Raw genomic sequence first — 22,865 nt, forward strand, 5'->3', positions numbered from 1 at the left:
CCGGCGCGGTGGCCGGAGGCTTCGTTGAAGTCGCCCGGGTACTCCACGCCCTGCGCCTGCGCACCGAACGCAGCAAGCGCATCGCGGAAGCCACGCAGGCGCTCGCGTGCATCGAAATTCAGCGCCGGGCCACCGATGAAGGCGATGCGGCGGTGCCCGGCGCGCAGCAGGTGCTCGGTCATGGCCATGGCGCCGGCGTGGTCATCGATGCTCAGCACCGGATAGCCGGCACCGGGCAGGTGCGCATTGATCAACACCGTCGGCAGCGATTGCGGCAGGTTGTCGGTGAGGAACCCCGGCTGCTCGGCGTAGGGCGAGAGCACCAGCAAGCCATCCACGCGCCCGCGCATCGAGCGCAGCGCCCTGCCCTGGGCTTCCGGGTCGCCGTGATAGCTGGACACCAGCAGGTGCTGGCCCGCCGCACGCGCCGCGCCATCGATGCCGCGAATCAATTCGGAGAAGAATTCGCCGTACAAGTCCGGCAGCACCACACCCAGCGTCTGCGACCGCCGGCTGCTCAGGCTGCGCGCGGCCGCATGCGGGCTGTAGCGCAGCCGCTCGGCCACTTCCAGCACCTGCTGCCGCACCGGTCCGGCAACGTTGTCGTGCCCATTGAGCGCACGCGACACCGTTGCGACGGAGACCTGCGCTTCCCGAGCGACATCTTTGATGGTGACCGCACCCTTGGCCATTCGTGTCGCCCTCCGCGACCGACTTCCCAAAACTGGCGCGGACTGTAAGCGTTTTCATACAGAGGCGTAAACCCCTATCTTCACACGCGTGAAAACGCTTACAGATCAACTAGCTGCAGGTGAGGGACGCGTGAAGTAATGTGCTGCGACGCAACAAATACGCACCCATGCATTCACAAGCGAAGCAGGATGCAGGTCACGATTCACAACCACCCGATCCGGTATTGGCAGGAGCCCAATCGCCCGGCACCTAACACCCACCTCGCCGGCTGCGTCCTGACGCTTGCTGGTGTGAAGGCAATCACCGCTGTGCCCCAGCGCTTCAGACCACCAGAAACGGTCTGGCATAACGGCCGTATTCCTGCCCAGCAACGTTCAGCCAACCTCACCCGGCGCGAAGGCCTCGATCGACAAGGCATGAATATCGGTCTGCATCATCTCGCCCACCGCGGCATACACCGCGCGGTGACGTGCCAGCGGCGGCTTGCCTGCAAATGCAGCGCTGACCACGCGCACGTTGAAGTGCCCGCGCCCGTCGCGCGCACCGGCATGGCCTGCATGCCGTGCGCTGTCGTCAACGACATCCAGCTCGGTGGGCGCCAGTGCAGCCTGCAACGCTTCGCGGATCTGCTCGACCCGGCTCATGGCAACACCCGGCGGAACGGGCGGACCTCGGTGCACGTGTACACACCCGCTTCCACGTAGGGGTCGGCATCTGCCCAGACGCGCGCATCGTCCAGCGCGTCGAACTCGGCAATCACGACGCTGCCGCTGAAACCGGCCGGACCCGGATCTTCGGCATCGATGGCCGGACAAGGGCCCGCCACCAGCAATCGTCCCGCGGCCGCAAGCGCCTGCAGACGCGCCAGATGCGCCGGCCGCGCCTGCTGCCGTGCCGCCAATGCGTCGGGCCGGTCATACCCCTCGATTACGTACCACACACGCCACCTCGCCTGAGACTTGAAGTTCACCAAGGAGATTCTAGCCGGCCCGGCGCTGGACACCGCCCCCGCGCACGCATTACCCTTGGCACCACTGCACACGCAACCGGACGCAGCGGCCCGTCGGCCCAGGCTCAACGCTCTTCCCGACGACCGATTCGCTGCCCACCGCCGGCCCGCGTAGACGACCTCCTCGCTGTTCCGTCGCCGCATGCCACGCAGCGCACGTTGTATGTGGATTTGTGGGATCGTGCCGGCACAGGCACGACATTGATCGCAGTAACTCAAGGCAAAGCCCTGCAGGCGGCGGCTCAGACCGCCGCCGGCGACCGTAAGACCGATGTCGACCTGATGAATTCCGAACTCGCGCACGTCGCGACTCCGCCAGCCACGAGCGCGCCGCCACAGCAGCAGGAAATGCCGCTGGCGGTGGTGCATGGGCAACCGGTGCTGCAGATCCCGCAGGATCTGTATATTCCGCCGGATGCGCTGGAAGTCATCCTGGATGCCTTCGAAGGCCCGCTGGACCTGCTGCTGTACCTGATCCGCCGCCAGAACCTGGACATCCTGGACATCCCCGTTGCCGAGATCACCCGGCAATATGTGGACTACATCAATGTGATGCAGGAGCTGCGCTTCGAACTGGCAGCCGAATATCTGGTGATGGCGGCGATCCTGGCCGAGATCAAATCGCGCATGCTGTTGCCGCGCCCCCCCAGCCAGGAGGGCGAAGAAGAAGATCCGCGCGCCGAGCTGGTCCGCCGGCTGCAGGAATACGAACGCTTCAAGCAGGCCGCCGAGGATCTGGACACCCTGCCCCGCATGGGCCGCGACAGCGCGCCGGTGCAGGCGCACCTGCCCGAGCGCGCCGCGGTCAAGCTGCCGCCGCCGGTGGAATTGAAAGAAATGCTGATGGCGCTGTACGACGTGCTCAAACGCGCCGAGCTGTTCACCGGCCATGCGATCAAGCGCGAGGCGCTGAGTGTGCGCCAGCGCATGGGCGATGTGCTGAGCCGCCTGGACGATGGCAAGTTCTACCGTTTCGAATCGCTGTTCACTGCCGAAGAAGGCAAGCTCGGCGTGCTGGTCACCTTCCTGGCGCTGCTCGAACTGGCCAAGGAGCAGTTGCTGGACATCGTGCAGGAAGCGCCGCTGGCGCCGATCTACGTGAAGTCGCTGGCGTTGGGCAATACCAATGCGCCGTTGCAATTCTCCAGCGAATTCGACGACAGCGATGCCGCCAACGAACCCCTCTGAAGCCGATCATCGAATGGATCAAGCGCTGATCACCCGCATTATCGAAGCCGCCCTGCTGGCGAGCAGCCAGCCGCTGACGCTGGCGCAGCTGCAGGGCCTGTTTCCGGAAGAAGAGCCGGCGCCGCCCGGCAGCGTGGAGCGCGCACTGGAACTGCTGCGTGAGGCCTGTGCCGACCGTGGCGTGGAACTGGTCGAGGTGGCCTCCGGCTTCCGCTTCCAGGTCAAGGCCGATGTGCATGGCTGGGTCGCCCGACTGTGGACCGAGCGCCGCACCAAGTACACCCGCGCCACGCTGGAGACCCTGGCACTGATCGCCTACCGCCAGCCGATCACGCGCGGCGAGATCGAGCAGGTGCGCGGCGTGGCAGTCAGCAGCAACATCATCCAGGCGCTGGAAGAACGCGAATGGATCCGCGTGGTGGGCCACCGCGACGTGCCCGGCAAGCCGGCCCTGTTCGGCACCACCAAGGGCTTTCTGGATTACTTCGGCCTCAAGCGATTGGACGAGCTGCCGCCATTGTCTGAGTTGAAGGACATCGCCGAGCTGGAACCGCAGCTGCCGCTGGACCGCGACGGGCAACTGGAAGGTGCAGTGCCGGCCTCGGCAGCGATGGACGCGGCGCAGGATCAGGCGGATGCGGGTGACGCTGAAGGCGGCGATTCGGATGCAGCGGCTCACGATGCTGGTACTGCGGACACGGATGCAGACGCCAAGGCTGGCGCCGAGCTCCACGACAGCACCGGCGGCGCCGGCGGTTCGCAAGATGCCCCGGATGCGGACGAGGCCGTCGCCTCGGCAAACCAGGCCAGCAACACCCACATAGCAAGCGATCACCAGGACGACGCCGAACGCGATCCTGAAAGCGAAACCGACATCGACAACGATGCCGACCAGCCTGCACAGGAATCAGTTGGCGATGCCGGGTTTGACCAGCAGCACCACGGTGTAGACGACGCATTCGATACGGAAGCGACTGACGCAGGAAGCGACCAGACACCGCAACACCCCGAGCATGGCCCGGCGCACGAGAACAACACGCAGGACCCAGACGACGCCCGTGAAGGCGACCCCGACACCGCGCCGGGAACGCGCGCGGATGCAGTGAACGAAGACGAAGACAACGCCGTCGCGACGACGACCGTGGCTGTTGACGAAGCCGATTCCGACCCAGAGGCCGACCCGCAACGCGGCGGCCGGAGCCAGACACATGAGTGACACCCCCCGCAAGCTGTCGTTGAACAAGCTTTCCCTCAAGCGCGACAGCGCGCCCGAAGCGCCGAAGCTGGAAGAGCGCCTGCACAAGGTGCTGGCCCAGGCCGGCCTGGGTTCGCGCCGCGCGCTGGAGCAGCGCATCGCCGACGGCCTGATCAAGGTCAATGGTGCCGTTGCGCAGACCGGCATGTCGGTGCGCAGCGGCGACAAGATCCAGTTGGACGGCCGCAGCTTCGTGGCCAGCGCGCTGACCGAACCCTCGCGCGTGTTGATCTACAACAAGCCCGAAGGCGAAGTGACCACGCGCGAAGATCCCGAAGGCCGCCCGACCGTGTTCGAGTCGCTGCCGGTTTTGAAGGGCTCGCGCTGGATCGCCATTGGCCGCCTGGACATCAACACCACCGGCCTGCTGCTGCTCACCACCGACGGCGAGCTGGCCAACGCGATGATGCACCCCTCCTACGAGGTCGAGCGCGAATATGTGGTGCGCGTGCGCGCGCCGGAAGGCGAAGAAAAAGTCTCCGATGCCATCATCGAGCGCCTGTCACGCGGTGTGCTGCTGGAAGACGGCGGCGCCAAGTTCGACGAGATCGAACGCATCGGCGGCACCGATTCGCACGACTGGTTCCGCGTGGTCGTCAAGGAAGGCCGCAACCGCGAAGTGCGCCGCCTGTGGGAATCGCAGGGTTGCCAGGTCAGCCGACTCAAGCGCAGCCGCTACGGCAAGATTTCCCTGCCACGCGAACTGCTGCGCGGGCACTCGGTGGAAGTGGCGCAGGACAAGGTCGACGCACTGCGCGCCGAACTCAAGCTGGAAGAAGGCGCACCGTCGGCGCTGACCCTGCAGCCGGTGATCGGCCAGCGTCGCGCCGCCAAGTCCACCGTGCACGTCTCGCGCGATGGCCGCAGCAATGCCTACGTCAACGGCCAGACCTCCGGCGCCGATGAAGGCCGCGAGCTGCGTCGTTTCGATAACTTGCGCGAAGATCGCGGCCGCGGAGGTTGCGGCAAGCCTGGCGGCTTCAGGGGCGGCCTGACGGTCAGCGGCGAAGCGGCCGCCAAGCAATCGCAGCAGCGCCCGTTCAAGCAGCGCGGCCCGGCCAAGGGCGACCGCGGCGCATTGCCGGACGGCAACCCGGCTGCGTTCCGCAGCTGGTATGTACCCGATGGCGTGAGCACCGGCCCGAGCGGTCACCGCAATGCCGGCCCGAGCGGCCCGGGTACCGGCCAGGCACGTCCGTATGCGAAAAAAGGACCGGGCGGCGCACGTCCCGGCGCGGGCGGTCCGGGTGGCGCGCGCTCGGGTGGTCCGGGACGCGGCGCTGGCTGCGGACAGGGTCAGTCGCAAGGCCAGGGGCAGCGCAAGCACCCGTATGGTCATCCGGGCAACGCACCGAGCTTCCCCTCCGATCACGCCAACCCGGGTTTCAGCCCGTATGGTGCTGCTCGCCCTGCTGGCCGCCCGAGCGGTGGGCGTCCGGGTCCGGGCGGTAATCGCGGCCCGGCGTCTGCCAACCGCGGCCCCGGCGGTCCGGGGGGCGGCGCTCGCGGTCCCGGCGGCCCAGGCGGCGCACCGCGCGGCCCGGGCGGCCGTCCGCCGGGCGGCGGCAATCGTCGTCCTTCAGGTGGTGGTAATCGGGATCGTTGAGCCTCAACCAATCCGCGCAATAAAAACGGCCCTGCAAAGGGCCGTTTTTATTGGTCGGCGGTGCAAGACATCTGCTGAGCAGAGACGTTGCCACGCATCCGGTCGTGCAGTCGTTTAGCGAAAGCACTCCCTGCAGCGTCATCGCGGTGCAATGGCCGCACGCACCGATGGGGCGAGCGCAACCTGGATGCTGCGACTTAGAGCGGCTAACAAAACTACTGCGCAGCCGCCAGACGGGCGCGGCCGGTGCTCGGAATCCTCATGTACCCCTCGTACACTCCGGTTCCTGTGCGCCGTCCACGCCCACCTGACGACCGCTCGCTACGTTTTGTTAGCCACTCTTAGACCGGCAGGACTACTGCGCAGCCGCCTGGCGAGCGCGCCCTGTGCCACACATCGACACGAGTCACGCGTTAGCGCCGGTTTTGGCGCGCCTTACACGCGACCTGAGAGCCGCCCGCTCGGTTTACCGCTCTTACTTGCGACGCTCGATCACGAAGTTACCGACGTTGACACCCAGGTCTACACCCTCGCCGGTGCCTGCCAGCGCAAGCGAGATATCGCCCTTGGTGACCACCTGTGCGGTACTGGACTTCACGACACCGGCATGGACTTCGGCAGCGGCATACGTTCCGAACAGGTCGTTGAGGCTGTAGGCACCGCTGAAGGTGCCGCGGCCGCCGACGATCTTGGACTTGCCGACGGTCAGGCCACCGCCCTTGCTGGAGATCTTGACCGGAATGACCGCACCGTTATCGCACTTGATGGTGCCGGTGCCGCTGGCGGTCTTGTAGAACACCGACCAACCGGACAAGTTGAACGACAGCTGGCAATCGATGTTGCCCGCAGCCTGTGCCTGCGGAGCCAGCGTGGCGGCGCCAAGCAGCGCGATGAGCGAAAGTGACTTGATCATGTGAGCAGTGCCAGTGGTGGACGTGGCGCGAGACTAGCAGCGCCGATGTGGCAGGCGCGACAAGATGCCAGCGCGACGCATGGTTTTGTTCAGCGAGGTTTTTGCTAGCCTCAAGATGGCAACAGAACTGCCGCCTGCAGTGGTGACATGGGATGATTGCCGCATGCCACGCACCGTCTACAGCCTGCTCGTCAGCGCACTGCTGCTGCCCACCCTCGCCCATTGCGGCGAGGCGATTCCCACCCAGGGCTACACCGTCGTCAGGACCTATCCGCACGACACCGCCGCCTTTACCGAAGGCCTGTTCTATCTGGACGGGCATCTCTACGAGAGCACCGGCGAGCTGGACCAGTCCAGCGTGCGCAAGGTCGACCTGGACAGCGGCAACGTCCTGCAGCAGGCCAACACGCCGCCGCCTTTCTATGGCGAAGGCATCGCGGCCTGGAAGGACCGCCTGATCCAGCTGACCTGGCGCAATCAGCGCGGCTTCGTCTACGACCTGGCCACGCTGGCACCGCGCACGCAATTCAGCTATTCCGGCGAGGGCTGGGCGCTGACCAGCGACGACCGCCAGCTGTACATGAGCGACGGAACCGCCAACATCCGCCGCCTGGATCCGCAGAGCTTGAAACAAATCGGCACCATCAAGGTCACCGCCCGCGGCAAGCCGTTGGACAACCTCAACGAGCTGGAATGGGTCAACGGCCAGTTGCTGGCCAACGTCTGGCTGACCACCCGCATCGCACGGATCGACCCGGCCAGCGGCAAGGTCATCGCCTGGATCGAGCTCAAGGCGCTGGTGCCAGATCCAGACACGTTGACCGATCCCACCAACGATGTCCTCAACGGCATCGCCTACGACGCCGAGCACGATCGCTTGTTCGTCACCGGAAAGCGCTGGCCGAAGATCTACGAGATCAAGCTGGCTCAGTAGCCGGGATTGGGGATTCGAAATTGGGGATTGGCAACCGCGGGCGCGCTGGCACCTGCGCGGCAGTGGCTTGCGCCAATCCCGAATCCCGAATCCCGAATCACGAATCCCGGATCTCAAAGTGATCGGCATCCAGCATCGCGGGAAAACGGGCGCGGTGCTCGGCCAGCGCTGTGGCGCTGATGGTGGTGGTGACCACCTGCTCGCGTTCGCGGATTTCCACCTGCGGCTGGCCGAGGAAATCGATCACCGCGCTGTCGCCGGCGTAATGCAGTTGGTTGCCATCGATGCCAATGCGGTTGACCGCCGCCACAAAGCACAGGTTTTCGATTGCGCGTGCGCGCAGCAACGTCTTCCACGCATAGGCGCGGGCGCACGGCCAGTTGGCGACGAACAGTTGCAGATCGAAATCCAGCTGCCCCGGGCGTTCCACATCGAAGCGGTTGCGGCAGAACACCGGGAAACGCAGGTCGTAGCAGACCTGCGGATTGATCCGCCAGCCCTTCCATTCCACTGTCAGCCGCTCGCGCCCGGCCGCGTAGCGCAGATGCTCGTTACCGAAGCGGAACAGGTGACGCTTGTCGTAATACTGCAGCGCCCCGTCGGGCGTGGCCCACAGCAGCCGGTTGAACACACCGGCCTCGGTGCGCAACTGCACGCTGCCGGTGACCGCTGCACCCAGGCGTGCGGCTTGCGCGCGCACCCACGCCACGGTCGGCCCGTCCATCCCTTCGGCCTTGTCGATGGCGTCGTTGGAGAACCCGCTGGTGAAGGTCTCCGGCAGGATCACCAGATCGGTCTGCCCGGCCAACGGCTCCAGCAACACGCCGTAATAGTCGCGATTGCCGGCCGGGTCATGCCAGCGGGTGTCGCCTTGGATCAGGGAGATGCGCAGGTCGTGCATTGGAAGCTCGGGATTCGGGAGTGGGGATTTGGGATTCGAACGACGGGTCTCGGGTGGCTTCCTGTCATCAGCATTCTGCGAACTCGTCAACAAACGACCAATCCGCCGTTACGGATCCCCAATCCCGATTCCCGAATCCCGGCTCGTCAGAGCTTCTGCAAACGCTCGATCGCCGCATCCAGCGTCGCAGCGTTCTTGGCGAAGCACAGCCGCGCCAGGCGCTGACCAGCCGGGGCATTCTCGTAGAACGGCGACAACGGAATCGCGGCCACGCCCTTCTCGATCGTCAGCCACTTCACGAATTCGGTATCGGGCAAATCGCTGATCGCCGAGTAATCCACCAGCTGGAAGTAGCCGCCGGGCACGGGCAATGGTTTTAGACGGGTGGTCAGCAGCTGCTCGCGGAAGCGGTCGCGCTTGGCCTGGTAGAACGCGCCCAACTGCTCGTCGTGCTCGGGTTCGTCGCGGACCATTGCAGCGAAGGCGTGCTGGGCCGGACCGAAGCTGGTGAAGGTGTTGTACTGGTGCACCTTGCGAAATTCGGCCGTGAGCGCCGGCGGTGCGATGGCGTAGCCGATCTTCCAGCCGGTGCAGTGGTAGGTCTTGCCGAAGCTGGAAATCACGAATGCGCGCTCGCGCAATTCCGGCCAGAGCAACACCGATTCATGCCTGCGGCTGTCGAAGACGATGTGTTCGTACACCTCATCCGACAACAAAAAGATCTCGGTGCCGCGCAGCAGCTCGGTCAGCGTCTGCAGGTCGGCGGCCGACAGCATCGCGCCGGACGGGTTGTGCGGGGAATTGATCATCAACAGGCGCGTTTTGGGCGTGATCGCTGCACGCAGCGCATCCCAGTCGACCGCGAAGGTCTGCGGGTCAAGTGCCACATGCACCGCTCGTGCGCCGGCCAGATCGATCGCCGGTTCGTAGCAGTCGTAGGCCGGGTCCAGCACGATGACCGCTTCGCCGGCGCGCACCACGGCGTGGATGGCATTGAAGATGGCCTCGGTGGCACCGCTGGTGACGGTGATCTCGGTGTCGGCATCGACCTGCGCGCCATAGCAGCGCTGGGCCTTGCCGGCGATGGCCTGGCGCAACGCGGCCACGCCGGTCATCGGCGGGTACTGGTTGTGGCCGGCCGCCATGGCCTTGCTGAGTTCGTCGACCAGCCGCTGCGGCACCGCGAAATCGGGAAAGCCCTGGCCCAGATTGACCGCGCCGTGCTCGGCCGCCAGCTGCGACATGACGGTGAAGATGGTGGTACCCACCTTGGGCAGCTTGGTCGTGAGGGGCATGGCGCCTGTCCGGACAAGAAACGGGGGACCGCGAGTGTACGCAAAGCCGCCAGGCGGTTGCGCCCGGACATTGCAAAACAGCGTTCCCCGACCCATCGCGGCGCCCGCAGCGCTGCCGCACCCGTCCCCGGCGTGCCACCATCGTCGCTACAATGCGCGCCCGGTCCGGCGCGTGCCCTGCCCCGGCCTTTCCCCATGCCGTCCTGCGACCCGAGCCTGCTGCACCGATGATCGAACCGCTGCACACCGCAGCGCCGCTGCTGGCGGCGCACGCCCTGGCCTTCAGCCGCAACGAGGAGCCGGTGTTCGGCCCGCTGGATTTCCATGTCGATGCCGGCGAGGCGCTGCTGGTGCAAGGCGACAACGGCGCCGGCAAGACCACGTTGCTGCGCGTGCTGGCTGGCCTGCTGCATGTGGAGCGCGGGCAGATCCAGATCGATGGCAAGACCGCCAAGCGCGGCGACCGCAGCCGCTTCATGGCCTACCTCGGCCACCTGCCCGGCCTGAAGGCCGACCTCAGCACGCTGGAAAACCTGCATTTTCTGTGCGGTCTGCACGGCCGGCGCGCCAAGCAGATGCCCGGCAGCGCGCTGGCAATCGTGGGCCTGGCCGGTTACGAAGATGCGCTGGTACGGCAGTTGTCGGCGGGCCAGCGCAAGCGGCTGGCGCTGGCACGGCTATGGCTGTCGCCGGCGCCGCTCTGGTTGCTGGATGAGCCGTACGCCAACCTGGACCTGGATGGCATCACCCTGGTTAACCGAATGATCTCCGCGCATCTGCGCGGCGGTGGCGCGGCGCTGGTCACCACGCACGGTGCGTATGCAGCACCGCCGGTGCGCACCCGTATGCTCACGCTGGAGGCTGCGGCATGAGCACGCATTCGCCGCAACCCTCGCTCTGGCAGGCCGCCCGCGCCCTGCTTGCCCGCGACCTGCACCTGCTGTGGCGGCGCCGCAGCGATGCGTTGCAGCCGGCACTGTTCGCCTTGCTGATCGTGGTGTTGTTCGCGTTGGGACTGGGCGGACGCCCGGACCTGCTCGTGCAGGCCGCGCCGGCGGTGTTGTGGCTGTCGGTATTGCTGGCTGGCCTGTTGTCCCTGGACGCCTTGTTCCGCAGCGATGTGGAAGACGGCTCCATGGAGCAGTGGTTGCTGGCGCCGGTACCGCTGGCCTGGTTGATCGCGGTGCGCGTGCTGCTGCATTGGGCGACCAGTGCATTGCCGCTGATTGCAGTGACGCCGCTGCTGGGCGAATTGCTGCACCTGCCGCATGACCAATTGCCGGTGCTGCTGGCATCGTTGGCGCTGGGAACGCCGCTCCTGAGCCTGCTCGGCGCTGTGGTGGCGGCACTGACGGTGACGATGAAACGCTCTGGTATTCTCGTGGCGTTGCTGGCGTTGCCGCTGTACGTGCCGGTGCTGGTGTTCGGCGCCGGCAGCGTGGCAGCCAGCGGACAAGGTCAGGATGCGGTGGGTGCATTGTTGTTGCTGGGCGCCGGACTGGTGATCGGTGTGGTCCTGGCACCGCTGGCTGCGGCGGCCGCGATCCGCATTTCGTTGAGTTGAGCGCTGCACTCGATGCATTGTCGATAGCACGCCCCGCACAACGCGTTGTTGCTGTTTCGAGAGCCAATGCCATTCCAAAGGCTACTGCCATCGCATGAACGTCGTCGCCCGCTGGTTCCACCAACTCGCATCGCCGCCGATCTTCGACCGTTTCACCGCACGCTGGGCGCCGTGGTGTTACGCACTGGCCGCGTTGCTGTTGGGCGTGGGCATCTGGCAGGCCTTGTTCGCAGTGCCGGCCGATTACCAGCAAGGCGACAGCTTTCGTATTCTCTATATCCATGTGCCGAGCGCGTGGATGAGCCTGTTCGTGTTCGGGCTGATGGCGCTGTATGCGGCCATCGCGTTGATCTGGCGCATCAAGATCTGCGAGATTCTGGCGATGGCCTGCGCGCCGATCGGCGCTGCGTTTACCGTGATCACCCTGCTGACCGGCAGCATCTGGGGCAAGCCGATGTGGGGCGCCTGGTGGGACTGGGACCCGCGCCTGACCACCGAACTGATTCTGCTGTTTTTGTATCTGGGCGTGATCGGCCTGTACCGCGCTATCGACGACCGCCGTCAGGCGGCGCGCGCGGCGGCGTTGCTGGCCATCGTCGGGGTGGCGCTGCTGCCAGTGATCCGCTATTCGGTGGTGTGGTGGAATTCGCTGCATCAGGGCCAGAGCATTCGCCTGCTGGGGCCGTCCACGATCGATGCAAGCATGCTGCTGCCGCTGTTGTTGATGGTGATCGGCACCAAGTTCTGGTTTGTCGGCTCGCTGTTGACGCGCGCGCGCGCCGACAACCTGCGCCGCGAGGCGGGCAAGGCCTGGATCGTGCGCGATGCGCAGGAGAGTGCGGCATGAACTACCTGCCCTACGTCATCGCCGCATATGCGGTGTTCGTGCTGCTGCTGCTGGGGGACCTGATCGCCGGCCGTTGGCAGGTGCGTCGCGCCCTGAAGACCGCCCAGGCGCGCCGCCTGCGCGAGCGCAAGCGCGCCGTGCCCAGCGATGCGGAGCTGATCCGGTGAACCCACAACGTCGCCGCCGCCTGTGGCTGGTGCTGGCCTTGGCGCTGGCCGGCGGGCTGGCAACCACGCTGGTGGCCATGGCCTTGCAGCGCAATGTGGCCTACCTGTACACGCCCTCGGAAGTACTGCATGGCGATGCCGGCGCGGATTCACGCTTCCGGCTTGGCGGCATGGTCGAAAAAGGCTCCTTCAAACGCGCCTCCGGCTCGTTGGAAGCGCACTTCCGCGTGACCGATGGCGATGCACAATTGCCCGTGAGTTACGACCGCATCCTGCCGGACCTGTTTCGCGAAGGGCAGGCAGTGGTGGCCACCGGCCGCATGCAGAACGGCACCTTCGTCGCCGAAGATGTGCTGGCCAAGCACGACGAAACCTATATGCCGAAGGAAGTCGCCGACAAGATGGGCAGCGCGCATCGCAAGCACGATGTGCCAGCCGCGGCGGATCAGGTTGGAGAGCGGCATTGATGGCGTGCATCAGGACTTCGGCATGCCTGCTGGCGGGTAGCTTGCGCGGGAGGGAAGCGGCTAACGACGTCGCCGTGCGTGGGCAAGCAGATGCCAACGCTGCAGGAATGCCGGCGCTGCAGTGCACCTGCCGTCCTTGCACCGGCCCAGGCTCGACAACGCGTCGCCCCGATGCTTCCTGAACTCGGGACGTTCCTGCTGGTGCTGGCCCTGCTGGTGGCGCTGGTGCAGGCCGTGGTGCCGCTGGCCGGCGCGCAGCGCGGGCGCAGCAGCTGGATGGCCGTGGCGCGGCCGGCAGCGCTGGTGCAGCTGGCGTTGATCGGATCGGCCTTTGCGGTGTTGACGCACGCCTTTTTGGTGCAGGATTTTTCGGTGCGCTACGTCGCCGAGAATTCCAACAGCCTGCTGCCGCTGATGTATCGCTATTCGGCGGTGTGGGGCGCGCACGAAGGCTCGCTGCTGCTGTGGACGCTGGTACTGGCGTTATGGACCGGCGCGGTGGCGATCTGGTCGCGGCAACTGCCCGCGCATGTGATCGCACGCGTGCTCGGCGTCATGGCGCTGGTGAGCATTGGGTTTCTGGCGTTCCTGCTGTTCACCTCCAACCCGTTTGCGCGGCTGTTTCCGGTGCCGCCGGAAGGTGGCGACCTCAATCCGCTGCTGCAGGATCCGGGGCTGATCGTCCATCCGCCGATGCTGTACTGCGGCTACGTCGGCTTTGCGGTGCCGTTCGCGTTCGCCATCGCCGCACTGCTGGAAGGCCGCATGGATGCGCGCTGGCTGCGTTGGACGCGGCCGTGGACCAATGTCGCCTGGTCGATGCTCACTGTCGGCATCGCGCTTGGCAGCTGGTGGGCGTATTACGAGCTGGGCTGGGGTGGCTGGTGGTTCTGGGACCCGGTGGAGAACGCCAGTTTCATGCCGTGGCTGGTGGGCACCGCGCTGCTGCATTCGCAGGCGGTGACCGAAAAGCGCGGCAGCTTCGCCAGCTGGACCTTGTTGCTGGCAATCGCCGCCTTCGCGCTGTCGCTACTGGGCACCTTCCTGGTGCGTTCGGGCGTGCTGACCAGCGTGCATTCGTTCGCCGCCGACCCGTCGCGCGGGCTGTTCATTCTGGTCTTCCTGCTGGCCGTGGTCGGTGGTTCGTTACTGCTGTACGCACTGCGCGCGCCGCTGTTGTCGGTGGCGGACGATCCGCGTCGCGCATTCGCCGGCAGCTCGCGCGAAACCTTGTTGCTGTTGAACAACCTGCTGCTCACCTGCGCCTGCGCCATGGTGTTGCTGGGTACGTTGTATCCGCTGCTCGCCGACGCCTTGGGGCTGGGCAAGTTGTCGGTTGGCCCGCCCTATTTCGGCACCTTGTTCGTGGTGTTGATGGCACCGCTGGTGGCACTGCTACCCTTCGGCCCGCTCACCCGCTGGCAGCGCGAACAGGCCTCGCGGCCGGTGGCGATGCTGGTGCCGTGGGCAGGTCTGGCGTTGGCGGCCGGCGTGCTTGCCTGGTTTGCCGCACCGCAGGGACAGTTGAAAGCCGCCTTCGGTGTCGCCGGTGCAGCCTGGGTGCTGCTGGGCACCGCGCGCTTCCTGTGGACGCGGCGCGCTGCCAAGGGGCGCAAACTTACCGCCGAGATGCTGGGCATGGTGCTGGCGCACCTGGGCGTTGCGGTGTTCCTGTCCGGTGCCATGCTGGTGGAGGGATTGAACCTGCAGCGCGAAGTGGCGCTGGCGCCCGGGCAACAGGTACAGATCGGCCGCTATGCACTGCATTTCGACGGGCTGGAAGAACTGCGCGGGCCCAATTACGTGTCCGACCGTGCCAACCTGCAGGTATTCAAGGACGATGCCCCGGTGGGCGCGCTGCATGCCGAAAAGCGCCGCTACGCCAGTGGCGGCCAGACGTTGACCGAGGCGGCGATTCGCCCTGGCCCGTTTGGCGACCTGTATGTCGCCCTTGGCGAACCGCTGGGCAATCAGGCCTGGGCAGTGCGTGTCCACCTCAAACCGTTCGTCCGCTGGATCTGGCTGGGAGCGTTGCTGATGGCGCTTGGCGGCCTGGTGACCGCGGCCGACCGGCGTTTTCGTCGTTCTCCGGAGATCCAAGATGGTTGAGTCACGTTCCCCCCGCCTGCCCACTGCGGTTCTCGTGGGCGCCATCGTGCTGCTGCTCGCCCTGGCAGCGCTGCTGGTCTATGCGGTGGTGCGCTCCGGTCAGGACGATCGCGATGCCCTGCCCTCTGCGCTGATCGGCAAACCAGCGCCGGAATTCGCGCTGCCGTTACTGCACGACCCCAACATCGTGGTGCATGCGCGCGAACTGCGCGGCGCGCCGTACATCATCAACGTGTGGGGCAGCTGGTGCCCTGCCTGCCGCGAGGAACACCCGGTACTGAGCCGCTTCGCATTGACCAAGCGCGTGCGCGTGATCGGCTACAACTGGAAGGACGAGCACAACGATGCGTTACGCTGGCTCGAACAACTCGGCAACCCGTATCTGTTGGTAGTCGCCGATCAGGATGGCCGCACCGCCATCGATTTCGGCATTGCCGCCGCGCCGGAAACCTTCTTGGTGGACGGGCGTGGCGTGGTGCGCTGGAAGTACAGCGGCATGCTCACTCAATCCATCATCGACACCCAGTTGATTCCGGTGCTGAGCAAGATCGAACGTTCTCCCACCGCTGCACCGGACCTGCACGCCAAACAATGACGCGCGCCTGGCTACTCCTGCTGCTGTTGCTACCCTGGCTGGCCTTCGCCCAGCCGGTCGGCGACCCGGCGCCGCTGCGCTATGCATCGGCCGAAGAGGAAGCGCGTTTTCACGCACTCACCGCCGAGTTGCGCTGCGTGCAATGCCAGAACCAGTCGCTGGCCGATTCCAACGCGCAGATTGCGCAGGATCTGCGCCGCGAGGTGCTTGCGCTGATGCACCAAGGCCGCAGCGATGCGCAGATCCGCCAGTTTCTGGTCGCGCGCTATGGCGAGTTCGTGCTGTATCGCCCTCGTGTGGAGTCGCGCACCTGGCTGCTATGGTTCGGTCCGTTGCTGGTGTTGCTGCTGGGCGCGGGCGTCGTGGTGCTGGTGGTACGCAAACGCAGCGTAGCCGCGCCTGCCGTGCCTGCCGATGAGCAGGAGTGGTGATGGCCGGCTTTGTCATCGCGGTGATCGTGATTGCGCTGCTGGCGTTCGGCCTGGTATTGCGCCCGCTGTGGCGCGAAGCACGCGGTTTGGCCGCAACCGTGACGTTGTTGCTGCTAGCCGCGAGTGCGGCGTTGTACTGGCTGGTGGGAACGCCAGGCGCCATTACCCAGCCGACCAATCGCCCGGCCACGCCACGTTCGCTGGATGAAGCCATCGTGCAGCTGCGCGCGGCGCTGGCCAGCAACCCCGAACAGGCCGAAGGCTGGGTCTTGCTGGGGCGCTCACTGTCCAGCCAGCAGAAATTTGCCGAAGCGCGCGATGCCTTCGCACGCGCGGTCGCACTGCGTCCGGACGAGGCGGACGTGCTGGTCGCCGCGGCGCAGGCGCGCATGCTTGCCGACGACAGCGGTCGCCCGGACCCGGAAGCCATGCGCTTGCTCGAACACGCGCTGGCGGTGCAACCGGGCCATCAACGCGCACGCTGGTTCCTGGGCGTGGTACAGCGCCAGGCCGGTGAACCGGCCAAAGCCAGTGCGACATGGGAGCCGCTATTGCGCGTGGTCGATGCCGCAACCCGCCCCGGCCTGCTCGAACAGATCAATGCCGCCCGACAGGACGCCAGACTCGAGCCGATCCAGGCACAGGCCGGGGCAGCCGCAGATACGAGTGGCAAACGCATCCAGGTGCGCGTGACGCTGGATGCCGAATTCGCCAAGCGCGCCGGATTGCCTGGCGATACCAGCGTGTTCGTGATCGCGCGCGCTGCCGATACGCCGATGCCGGTGGCGGTGGCGGTGGAAAAACACGCGCTGAGCGAGCTTCCATTGACCATCACGCTGGACGATGGCGACAGCCCGATGCCGACCCGCACGCTGTCGTCGCTGGACAAGGTACAGCTGCTGGCACGGCTGTCGCGCAGCGGCAATGCAATGCGCCAGGCCGATGACGTGGAGAGCGCACCGGTGACGGTCGCATTGCCTGCCGCCGCGCCGGCGGAACTAGTGATCGGTCGCTGATTGCTTGCTACGTCGCATTGCCACGCTTCGGAGCAGTGCTGCATGAGAATGCCGAACACCATCCGCGCCAGCCTGACGGCTGCGCAGGAGTTCTGTTTGTCGCTCCTGGTCGGTTGCGTTGTGGAAACCATCTGAAGCAACTATCTCGACTGGCTCTTACCCGCTCACCGTCGCGGCACCTTACGCGGCATGGATGTCGCTTAAGAGCTGACAAGGACGCACTTGCAGCGTGTTCCGCGCCAGTGGGCAGGCAAGGGCCCTGCAGCCAAACCGCAGATCTGCCGTTCTGCAAAGTGGCATCACACAGCGCATGGCCTCAAACCAATTTCCGATTTTCCATTCCCATCCTGCACATCGGCGCATGCCATGGCAGATAGAATTGGCCCATGACTGAATTCATCCCCGCCGGCACGCTGTACCACGCACTGCCCTCGCCGTTTCCGATGAAACGCGGTGGCGTGCTGCATCAGGCACGCGTGGCGTACGAGACCTGGGGCACGCTGGCGGCAGACCGCAGCAACGCGATCCTGATCGTCACCGGCCTGTCGCCCAATGCCCACGCAGCGGCAAACCAGGGCAACCCCGAGCCGGGCTGGTGGGAGGCCATGGTCGGACCGGGCAAGCCGATCGATACCGCACACTGGTTCGTGGTCTGCGTCAATTCGTTGGGCAGTTGCAAGGGCTCGACCGGGCCGGCCTCGGTGAACCCTGCAACCGGCGCGCTGTACCGCCTCACCTTTCCGGATTTGTCGATCGAAGATGTGGCTGACGCCGCGGCCAGTGTGGTGCGCGCGCTGGGCATCGCGCAGCTGGCCTGCTTGATCGGCAACTCGATGGGCGGCATGACCGCGCTGGCGCTGTTGCTGCGTCATCCCGGCATCGCGCGCAGCCACATCAATATCTCCGGCAGCGCGCAGGCATTGCCATTTTCCATCGCAATCCGCTCGTTGCAACGCGAGGCGATTCGGCTGGATCCGCATTGGAACGGCGGCCACTACGACGATGCCCGCTACCCCGAATCGGGCATGCGCATGGCGCGCAAACTCGGCGTGATCACCTATCGCTCGGCGCTGGAATGGGACGGCCGCTTCGGCCGCGTGCGGCTGGATTCCGAACAGGCGGCAGATGATCCCTTCGGGCTGGAATTCCAGGTGGAAAGCTATCTGGAAGGCCACGCGCGCCGTTTCGTGCGCTTCTTCGACCCAAACTGCTATCTGTACCTGAGCCGATCGATGGACTGGTTCGACCTGGCTGAGTATGTCGACGAAAAACCCGCTGCCGACGCTGCCATCGGCCACGCCCATGCAGATGCCCTGCCCGCTTCCGCCAAGCCGCAGACCGGTGTCTCGACCGCCGACACGGTGCTTGCCGGCCTGGCGCGTATCCGTATCGCGCGTGCGCTGGCGATCGGTGCCAATACCGACATCCTGTTCCCGGTGCAGCAGCAGGAACAGATCGCCGACGGCCTGCGCGCCGGCGGCGCCGACGCGCACTTCATCGGTCTGGATTCGCCGCAAGGCCACGACGCGTTCCTGGTTGATTTCGCCCGGTTCGGCCCAGCGGTAAGCGACTTCCTGCAGGGCTGTTGAGCTCCTTGACGTCGCCCTGCGCTGCCGAATATCGCCCACTGTTGCCGGAATATGGCGACCATCACCGCCGTTTTCCGGCTGAGTAATTGATGCCCTATACGCCTGCAGACCGCACCTGCAACCCACACCCTCTAACAGAGCAAGGCGAATGCGCTACCAGGGACGTCTCAGCGACTGGAATGATCACAAAGGTTTGGGCTTTGTCACGCCCAATGGTGGTGGCGACCGCGCATTCGTCCATATCAGCGCATTCGCACAGCAGACCCGTCGCCCGTGCGATGGAGAGATCATCACCTACGCAATCGAACGCGATGCGCACAAGCGCCTCAATGCCACGCAAGTGCGTTGGGCAGATCGCACTACCGCCGCCAGAGCCGAACAGCGTCGCAGCGGGTTGCCACTCAAAACGCTGGCTGCGGTGTTGATGCTCGCCTTGACGGCGGCCACGATGATGCACCTGTTACCGGCAATCGTCCCGCTCTGGTACGCGGCAGCCAGCCTGGTCACGCTGCTGATCTATGTGATGGACAAATCGGCCGCACAACGCAATCAATGGCGCACACCCGAATCCAGCTTGCACCTGCTGGCGCTGATCGGTGGCTGGCCAGGTGCGTTGCTGGCGCAGGAAATCTGCCGGCACAAATGCAGCAAGGCGGCGTTTCAGATGACGTTCTGGATCACGGTTGCGTTAAATATCAGCGCACTGGTCCTGGCGGTGACCGAGACCGATCTGATGGCCTCGCTTCCGGCGCTATTCGATTGAATGCCACTCACAACGTGCGGCCAGGTGATCAGCTCGTCCCGTGACCACGTTCGAGGAACGCAGCGAGTGGCTATGCGTTCTGATCGAGCAACTCCAGCTTTCCCTCACGCATCCGGTAATGCCGCTGCACCACGCCGGGCGGTAGCGCGTCGTGGGTGATCATCACCAGCGAGCGTTCGCCGAGTGCGGCGGCCAGGTCTAGCAGCAGCGCGTCGGCGGTATCCACGTCCAGACCATCGGTGGGCTCGTCGAGCAATAGGATCGGGGCCTCGCGCAGCAGTGCCCGCGCGAGGGCGAGCCGGCGCGCCTGGCCGGCTGACAGCGTGGCGCCGTTTTCGCCAACCCAGGTGTCCAGGCCGTTGTTCGCGCTGGCCCACGCGCCCAGGCGCACCTGTTCGAGTACCTGCCACAACGCGGCATCGTCGGCAGCGGCGTCGCCGATGAGCAGGTTGTCGCGCACGCTGCCGGCAAATACCGGCGCATTCTGCGGCAGCCAGGCGATACGCTGGTGCCATTGCGCCTGTGCGACGTGGCGCAGGTCGATGCCTGCATAGTGCAGCTGCCCGGCCTGCGGATCCCACAGGCGCAGCAACAACGCCGACAGTGTGCTTTTACCGCTGCCGCTATCGCCGCTGATGGCAATGCGCTCGCCCGGCGCCAATGTCAGATCAAGCGCGTGCAGCACCGACCGCACGCTACCGGGCCAGGCAAACGACACCTGCTGCAATTGCAGCGTGCCAGTGCGCGGCACATCGATCACGCGCGCCGGATCGCTGACCGACGGCGCTTGATCGACGATGGCCTGCAGGCGCCCGGCGGCAACGCGCGCACTTTGCAGCGCCTGCAAGGCCAGCCCGGCACCGGCCCAGACTTCCAGCAACGCCATGGTCAAAAACACCAACCCTGCTGCAAGCTCGGCCGCGATCAGCCCGCGTTCGGCCGCGCCGAGTGCCAGCCACAGCATGCTGGCCAGCCCCAGCCCGCCACAGAGCGCGTGCAGCAGGTTGCCGGTGATCAGCCGTCTGCGCTGGATGCGATCGCCACCGGTCACGGCGGCGGCCGCGGTGTCGCTGCGCTGCAGCCAGGCCCCGTGCGCGTCGACCGCGGCAAGGTCGGCCGCACCCTCCAGGCCTTCGAAGGCTTGCGTACGCAAGTCGGTGCGCTGCTGCGCACGCAACTGCTCGCACTGCGCGCCCCCGCGTGCCACCTGCCACGACACCAGTCCGCCGATGAGCACGCCAAGCGCCAGCAACAACCATGCAGCGGGAAGATAGATCAGTGCAGCGGCGACCACACCGCCTAACCAGATACCGAGCAACGCGGCCAGCGGTGCCAATGCGCGCACGCTGAGGCCGTCGACCTCGCCGATGTCGGACATCAGCCGCGCCAGCAGATCACCGGTCCGGGTAGCCGACAATCTCCCGGGCGCCAGCGGCAAGGCGCGACGAAAGAACCACACCCGCAGATCGCGGGCGATGCGCAAGGTGGCGTCGTGCCCGATCAACTTTTCGCCGTAGCGCGACACGATACGCGCGAATGTCAAGGCGCGAATGCCGGCCGACGGCGAGAAGAAATTGAAGCCGGTCCCCATGCCGGCGACGCCTGCCAGCGCAGCGGCGGTCAGGAAGCTGCCGGACAAGCCCAGCAGGCCGACACCGGCAAGCATGGTGACCAGCAGCAGCCCTGCCGACAACAGCAGACGCCAGGCATGCCGATGAAAGACATCGCGCAAACGATCGGGCTGGGCGGGGCTCATGGTGCCTCCACCGTGACTGGCGCGCCGCGCAGATCGACCACAGTATCGGCCCAACGCATCACCGTAGCGCTGTGCGTCGCCAGAACGACCGCACGGCCGCGGGCGAAGATGCCCAGCGTACGCAGCAATTCCGCTTCGGTGTCCGGGTCGAGAAAGGCGGTGGGCTCGTCCAGCAGCAACACATCCGGCTCGCGCAACAACAGCCGCGCCAACGCCACGCGGCGGGCTTCGCCACCGGACAAACCAAAGCCACGCTCGCCGATCACCGTGTTCAGGCCCGCCGGCAACTGCGCTGTAAAGCGCAGCACTTGGGCCGCCTCGGCCACTGCGTGCAGGCGCGCATCACTGGCCTGCGGGTCGGCCAGGCGCAGGTTGTCGGCAATGCTGGCGTGAAACAGGTAGGGCCGCTGCGTGGCGTACCCAATGCGCGCACCTGGGCGCACGGCCACACTGCCTGCCTCGGGTGCAAGCCAACCGGCCAGCCCTTCCAGCAACGTGCTCTTGCCGCTGCCGCTGGCACCGATCACTGCCACGCGCTGCCCTGGCTCCAGCGTCAACGCAAACTCCTTAATCACCAGCTGCGGAGCGCCGGCAGGACGCAGCGCCAGTCCACGTGCCTGCAACAAAGGCGCATACGCTTGTGCAGGCTCCAGGGCACGTGCGGGGGGCACAGCGGTGTGCGCAGCGGCAGACGGCTGGAAACCCTGCAGCAACCGCTGGGCCTCGGCCACTGCAGCCAAGGCGTTTGCGCGGTCATGGTAATGCGCGGCCAGGCGCCGCAGTGGCGCGAAGAACTCCGGCGCCAGCAAGAGGCAGAACATGCCCGCACCCAGCGACGGCATACCGTGCAGATAGAGCATGCCCAGATAACTCAAACCAAAGTACAGCGCCACGATCGCCACGCTGACGGAGGCAAAAAATTCCAGCACGGTCGACGACAGGAATGCGATGCGCAAAACGTTCAGCGAGCGCTCGCGCACGCCCTCGGCAGCGGCGGCAATGCCCTGTAATTCGGCCTGGCCGCGGCCGTATACGCGCAGCAATCCCAAGCCTTTGAGCCGATCGGCAAAGTGCCCGCACATGCGCGCCAGCTCGCCAAGTTGCCCACGCCCCGCGGCCTCGGCGCCCCACCCCACCAGCATCATGAAGAACGGAATCAGCGGCGCGGTGAGCAGCAGCACCAGCCCGACCACCCAATCGACCGAAAACACCGCGATCAGGATCAACGGCGGCACCAGCAACATTTCGATGCGTGCGAGCTGGTAGCCGACGAAATAGCCTTCCAGCGCATCGGTATGCGCCAGGCTTAATTCGCCCAGTTCGCCGCTGCGCTGCCGGCGCAGCCATAGCGGCCCGTGCTGTACCAGGCGTCGCGCAATGCGCGCGCGCAGTTCGCGTTTGGCCACGTCGGCCACTTCACCGGTCAGCGATTGCGCCCAGGCGTTGAGGAGCGCGCGCCCGATCAGCGCAACCAGCAACCCCGCGCCCACGTTGCGAAATTGCGCCAATGCCAGGTGCTGCACCAGCACCGCCTGTACCAGCCAGGCGATCGCGGCCGATTGCACAAGCAGCAACACACCCGACAACGCCACCGCCACGCCGGCAAGCCGCCGCGCGCGCGTGGCCGATGCGGCCAGCGCGTCCAGCCAGTGTCCGCGTTGACGGCGCTGGGCGGGCGTTTCGCTGGCTTGCACGCTGGGCTGGCTCACGTCGCTCTTCTGAAGACTGCGCATTGCACGCGATTGTAAGTCGCCGCCTCCCGGTGGG

23 protein-coding genes and 1 other RNA gene are annotated in these 22,865 nt (G+C 66.0%); 16 read left to right on the plus strand and 8 right to left on the minus strand.

What is annotated here, in order from left to right; genetic code table 11:
- The 3 genes from XAXN_RS02920 to XAXN_RS02930 form a co-directional block, all read right to left on the minus strand.
- A partial coding sequence (locus tag XAXN_RS02920) for a LacI family DNA-binding transcriptional regulator (RefSeq protein ID WP_054318452.1) occupies positions 1–692 on the minus strand: 692 nt, incomplete at its 3' end.
- Between the two features lie 375 nt (positions 693–1,067).
- Positions 1,068–1,337: a BolA family protein gene (locus tag XAXN_RS02925; RefSeq protein WP_054318422.1), complete on the minus strand. Its 270-nt coding sequence runs from the start codon at positions 1,335–1,337 to the stop codon at positions 1,068–1,070.
- The gene (locus tag XAXN_RS02930; RefSeq protein ID WP_054318423.1) at positions 1,334–1,633 is read right to left on the minus strand and encodes a YciI family protein; all 300 of its coding nucleotides are present in this window, start codon (positions 1,631–1,633) and stop codon (positions 1,334–1,336) included. The genes XAXN_RS02925 and XAXN_RS02930 overlap by 4 nt, the downstream gene beginning before the upstream one ends.
- Before the next feature lie 351 nt (positions 1,634–1,984).
- On the opposite strand from XAXN_RS02930, the gene XAXN_RS02935 reads away from it, so the two are divergent.
- From XAXN_RS02935 to XAXN_RS20410, 4 genes are all read left to right on the plus strand, one after another.
- Positions 1,985–2,890: a segregation and condensation protein A gene (locus XAXN_RS02935; protein ID WP_054318453.1), complete on the plus strand. Its 906-nt coding sequence runs from the start codon at positions 1,985–1,987 to the stop codon at positions 2,888–2,890.
- A gap of 13 nt (positions 2,891–2,903) precedes the next feature.
- Entirely contained in the window at positions 2,904–4,106 is a 1,203-nt protein-coding gene (scpB, locus tag XAXN_RS02940) for an SMC-Scp complex subunit ScpB (protein ID WP_054318424.1), read from the plus strand.
- A complete protein-coding gene (locus XAXN_RS02945) occupies positions 4,099–5,751 on the plus strand; it encodes a pseudouridine synthase (protein ID WP_054318425.1) in 1,653 nt (550 codons plus the stop codon). Before scpB ends, XAXN_RS02945 begins: the two co-directional genes overlap by 8 nt.
- Before the next feature lie 261 nt (positions 5,752–6,012).
- Positions 6,013–6,088, plus strand: a non-coding RNA gene (locus XAXN_RS20410) — sX9 sRNA.
- A gap of 138 nt (positions 6,089–6,226) precedes the next feature.
- Here the strand turns inward: XAXN_RS20410 and XAXN_RS02950 are convergent.
- The gene (locus XAXN_RS02950) at positions 6,227–6,664 is read right to left on the minus strand and encodes a hypothetical protein (RefSeq protein ID WP_054318426.1); all 438 of its coding nucleotides are present in this window, start codon (positions 6,662–6,664) and stop codon (positions 6,227–6,229) included.
- Between the two features lie 163 nt (positions 6,665–6,827).
- Between XAXN_RS02950 and XAXN_RS02955 the strand changes: the two genes are divergently transcribed.
- Positions 6,828–7,598 (plus strand): glutaminyl-peptide cyclotransferase, encoded by a 771-nt coding sequence (locus XAXN_RS02955; protein ID WP_277422463.1) that lies wholly within the window; start codon positions 6,828–6,830, stop codon positions 7,596–7,598.
- 97 nt (positions 7,599–7,695) lie between these two features.
- Here the strand turns inward: XAXN_RS02955 and XAXN_RS02960 are convergent, their stop codons facing one another.
- Positions 7,696–8,499 (minus strand): amidohydrolase, encoded by an 804-nt coding sequence (locus XAXN_RS02960; RefSeq protein WP_054318428.1) that lies wholly within the window; start codon positions 8,497–8,499, stop codon positions 7,696–7,698.
- Positions 8,500–8,645: 146 nt separating this feature from the next.
- Entirely contained in the window at positions 8,646–9,794 is a 1,149-nt protein-coding gene (locus XAXN_RS02965) for a pyridoxal phosphate-dependent aminotransferase (RefSeq protein WP_054318429.1), read from the minus strand.
- A 227-nt stretch (positions 9,795–10,021) separates the two neighbouring features.
- On the opposite strand from XAXN_RS02965, the gene ccmA reads away from it, so the two are divergent.
- The 11 genes from ccmA (at position 10,022) to XAXN_RS03020 (ending at position 19,342) form a co-directional block, all read left to right on the plus strand.
- Positions 10,022–10,666, plus strand: a complete 645-nt coding sequence (gene ccmA, locus XAXN_RS02970; RefSeq protein WP_054318430.1) for a heme ABC exporter ATP-binding protein CcmA — start codon at positions 10,022–10,024, stop codon at positions 10,664–10,666.
- The gene (gene ccmB, locus XAXN_RS02975) at positions 10,663–11,358 is read left to right on the plus strand and encodes a heme exporter protein CcmB (RefSeq protein ID WP_054318431.1); all 696 of its coding nucleotides are present in this window, start codon (positions 10,663–10,665) and stop codon (positions 11,356–11,358) included. Before ccmA ends, ccmB begins: the two co-directional genes overlap by 4 nt.
- Before the next feature lie 94 nt (positions 11,359–11,452).
- Positions 11,453–12,205 (plus strand): heme ABC transporter permease CcmC, encoded by a 753-nt coding sequence (ccmC, locus tag XAXN_RS02980; RefSeq protein WP_054318432.1) that lies wholly within the window; start codon positions 11,453–11,455, stop codon positions 12,203–12,205.
- On the plus strand, positions 12,202–12,372 hold the full coding sequence (locus XAXN_RS02985) for a heme exporter protein CcmD (RefSeq protein ID WP_054318433.1): 171 nt from the start codon (positions 12,202–12,204) through the stop codon (positions 12,370–12,372). Before ccmC ends, XAXN_RS02985 begins: the two co-directional genes overlap by 4 nt.
- Positions 12,369–12,839, plus strand: a complete 471-nt coding sequence (gene ccmE / locus XAXN_RS02990) for a cytochrome c maturation protein CcmE (protein WP_054318434.1) — start codon at positions 12,369–12,371, stop codon at positions 12,837–12,839. The genes XAXN_RS02985 and ccmE overlap by 4 nt, the downstream gene beginning before the upstream one ends.
- 171 nt (positions 12,840–13,010) lie before the next feature.
- A complete protein-coding gene (locus XAXN_RS02995) occupies positions 13,011–14,948 on the plus strand; it encodes a heme lyase CcmF/NrfE family subunit (protein ID WP_054318435.1) in 1,938 nt (645 codons plus the stop codon).
- Positions 14,941–15,543 (plus strand): DsbE family thiol:disulfide interchange protein, encoded by a 603-nt coding sequence (locus XAXN_RS03000; RefSeq protein ID WP_054318436.1) that lies wholly within the window; start codon positions 14,941–14,943, stop codon positions 15,541–15,543. The genes XAXN_RS02995 and XAXN_RS03000 overlap by 8 nt, the downstream gene beginning before the upstream one ends.
- The gene (locus tag XAXN_RS03005) at positions 15,540–15,974 is read left to right on the plus strand and encodes a cytochrome c-type biogenesis protein (protein ID WP_054318437.1); all 435 of its coding nucleotides are present in this window, start codon (positions 15,540–15,542) and stop codon (positions 15,972–15,974) included. The genes XAXN_RS03000 and XAXN_RS03005 overlap by 4 nt, the downstream gene beginning before the upstream one ends.
- Positions 15,974–16,990: a tetratricopeptide repeat protein gene (locus XAXN_RS03010; protein WP_054318438.1), complete on the plus strand. Its 1,017-nt coding sequence runs from the start codon at positions 15,974–15,976 to the stop codon at positions 16,988–16,990. Before XAXN_RS03005 ends, XAXN_RS03010 begins: the two co-directional genes overlap by 1 nt.
- Before the next feature lie 386 nt (positions 16,991–17,376).
- Positions 17,377–18,579: a homoserine O-acetyltransferase MetX gene (gene metX / locus XAXN_RS03015; RefSeq protein WP_054318439.1), complete on the plus strand. Its 1,203-nt coding sequence runs from the start codon at positions 17,377–17,379 to the stop codon at positions 18,577–18,579.
- A gap of 148 nt (positions 18,580–18,727) precedes the next feature.
- Positions 18,728–19,342, plus strand: coding sequence for a DUF1294 domain-containing protein (locus XAXN_RS03020; protein WP_054318440.1), 615 nt, complete (start codon positions 18,728–18,730; stop codon positions 19,340–19,342).
- A 70-nt stretch (positions 19,343–19,412) separates the two neighbouring features.
- On the opposite strand, the gene cydC is transcribed toward XAXN_RS03020, so the two are convergent.
- Together cydC and cydD are read right to left on the minus strand one after the other, a co-directional pair.
- The gene (cydC, locus tag XAXN_RS03025; RefSeq protein ID WP_054318441.1) at positions 19,413–21,098 is read right to left on the minus strand and encodes a thiol reductant ABC exporter subunit CydC; all 1,686 of its coding nucleotides are present in this window, start codon (positions 21,096–21,098) and stop codon (positions 19,413–19,415) included.
- Complete coding sequence (gene cydD, locus XAXN_RS03030) at positions 21,095–22,831, minus strand: thiol reductant ABC exporter subunit CydD (RefSeq protein WP_054318442.1); 1,737 nt, start codon at positions 22,829–22,831, stop codon at positions 21,095–21,097. The genes cydC and cydD overlap by 4 nt, the downstream gene beginning before the upstream one ends.
- Between the last annotated feature and the right edge of the window lie 34 nt (positions 22,832–22,865).

Source organism: Xanthomonas axonopodis (genome assembly GCF_001304695.1).
Lineage (GTDB): Bacteria > Pseudomonadota > Gammaproteobacteria > Xanthomonadales > Xanthomonadaceae > Xanthomonas > Xanthomonas axonopodis.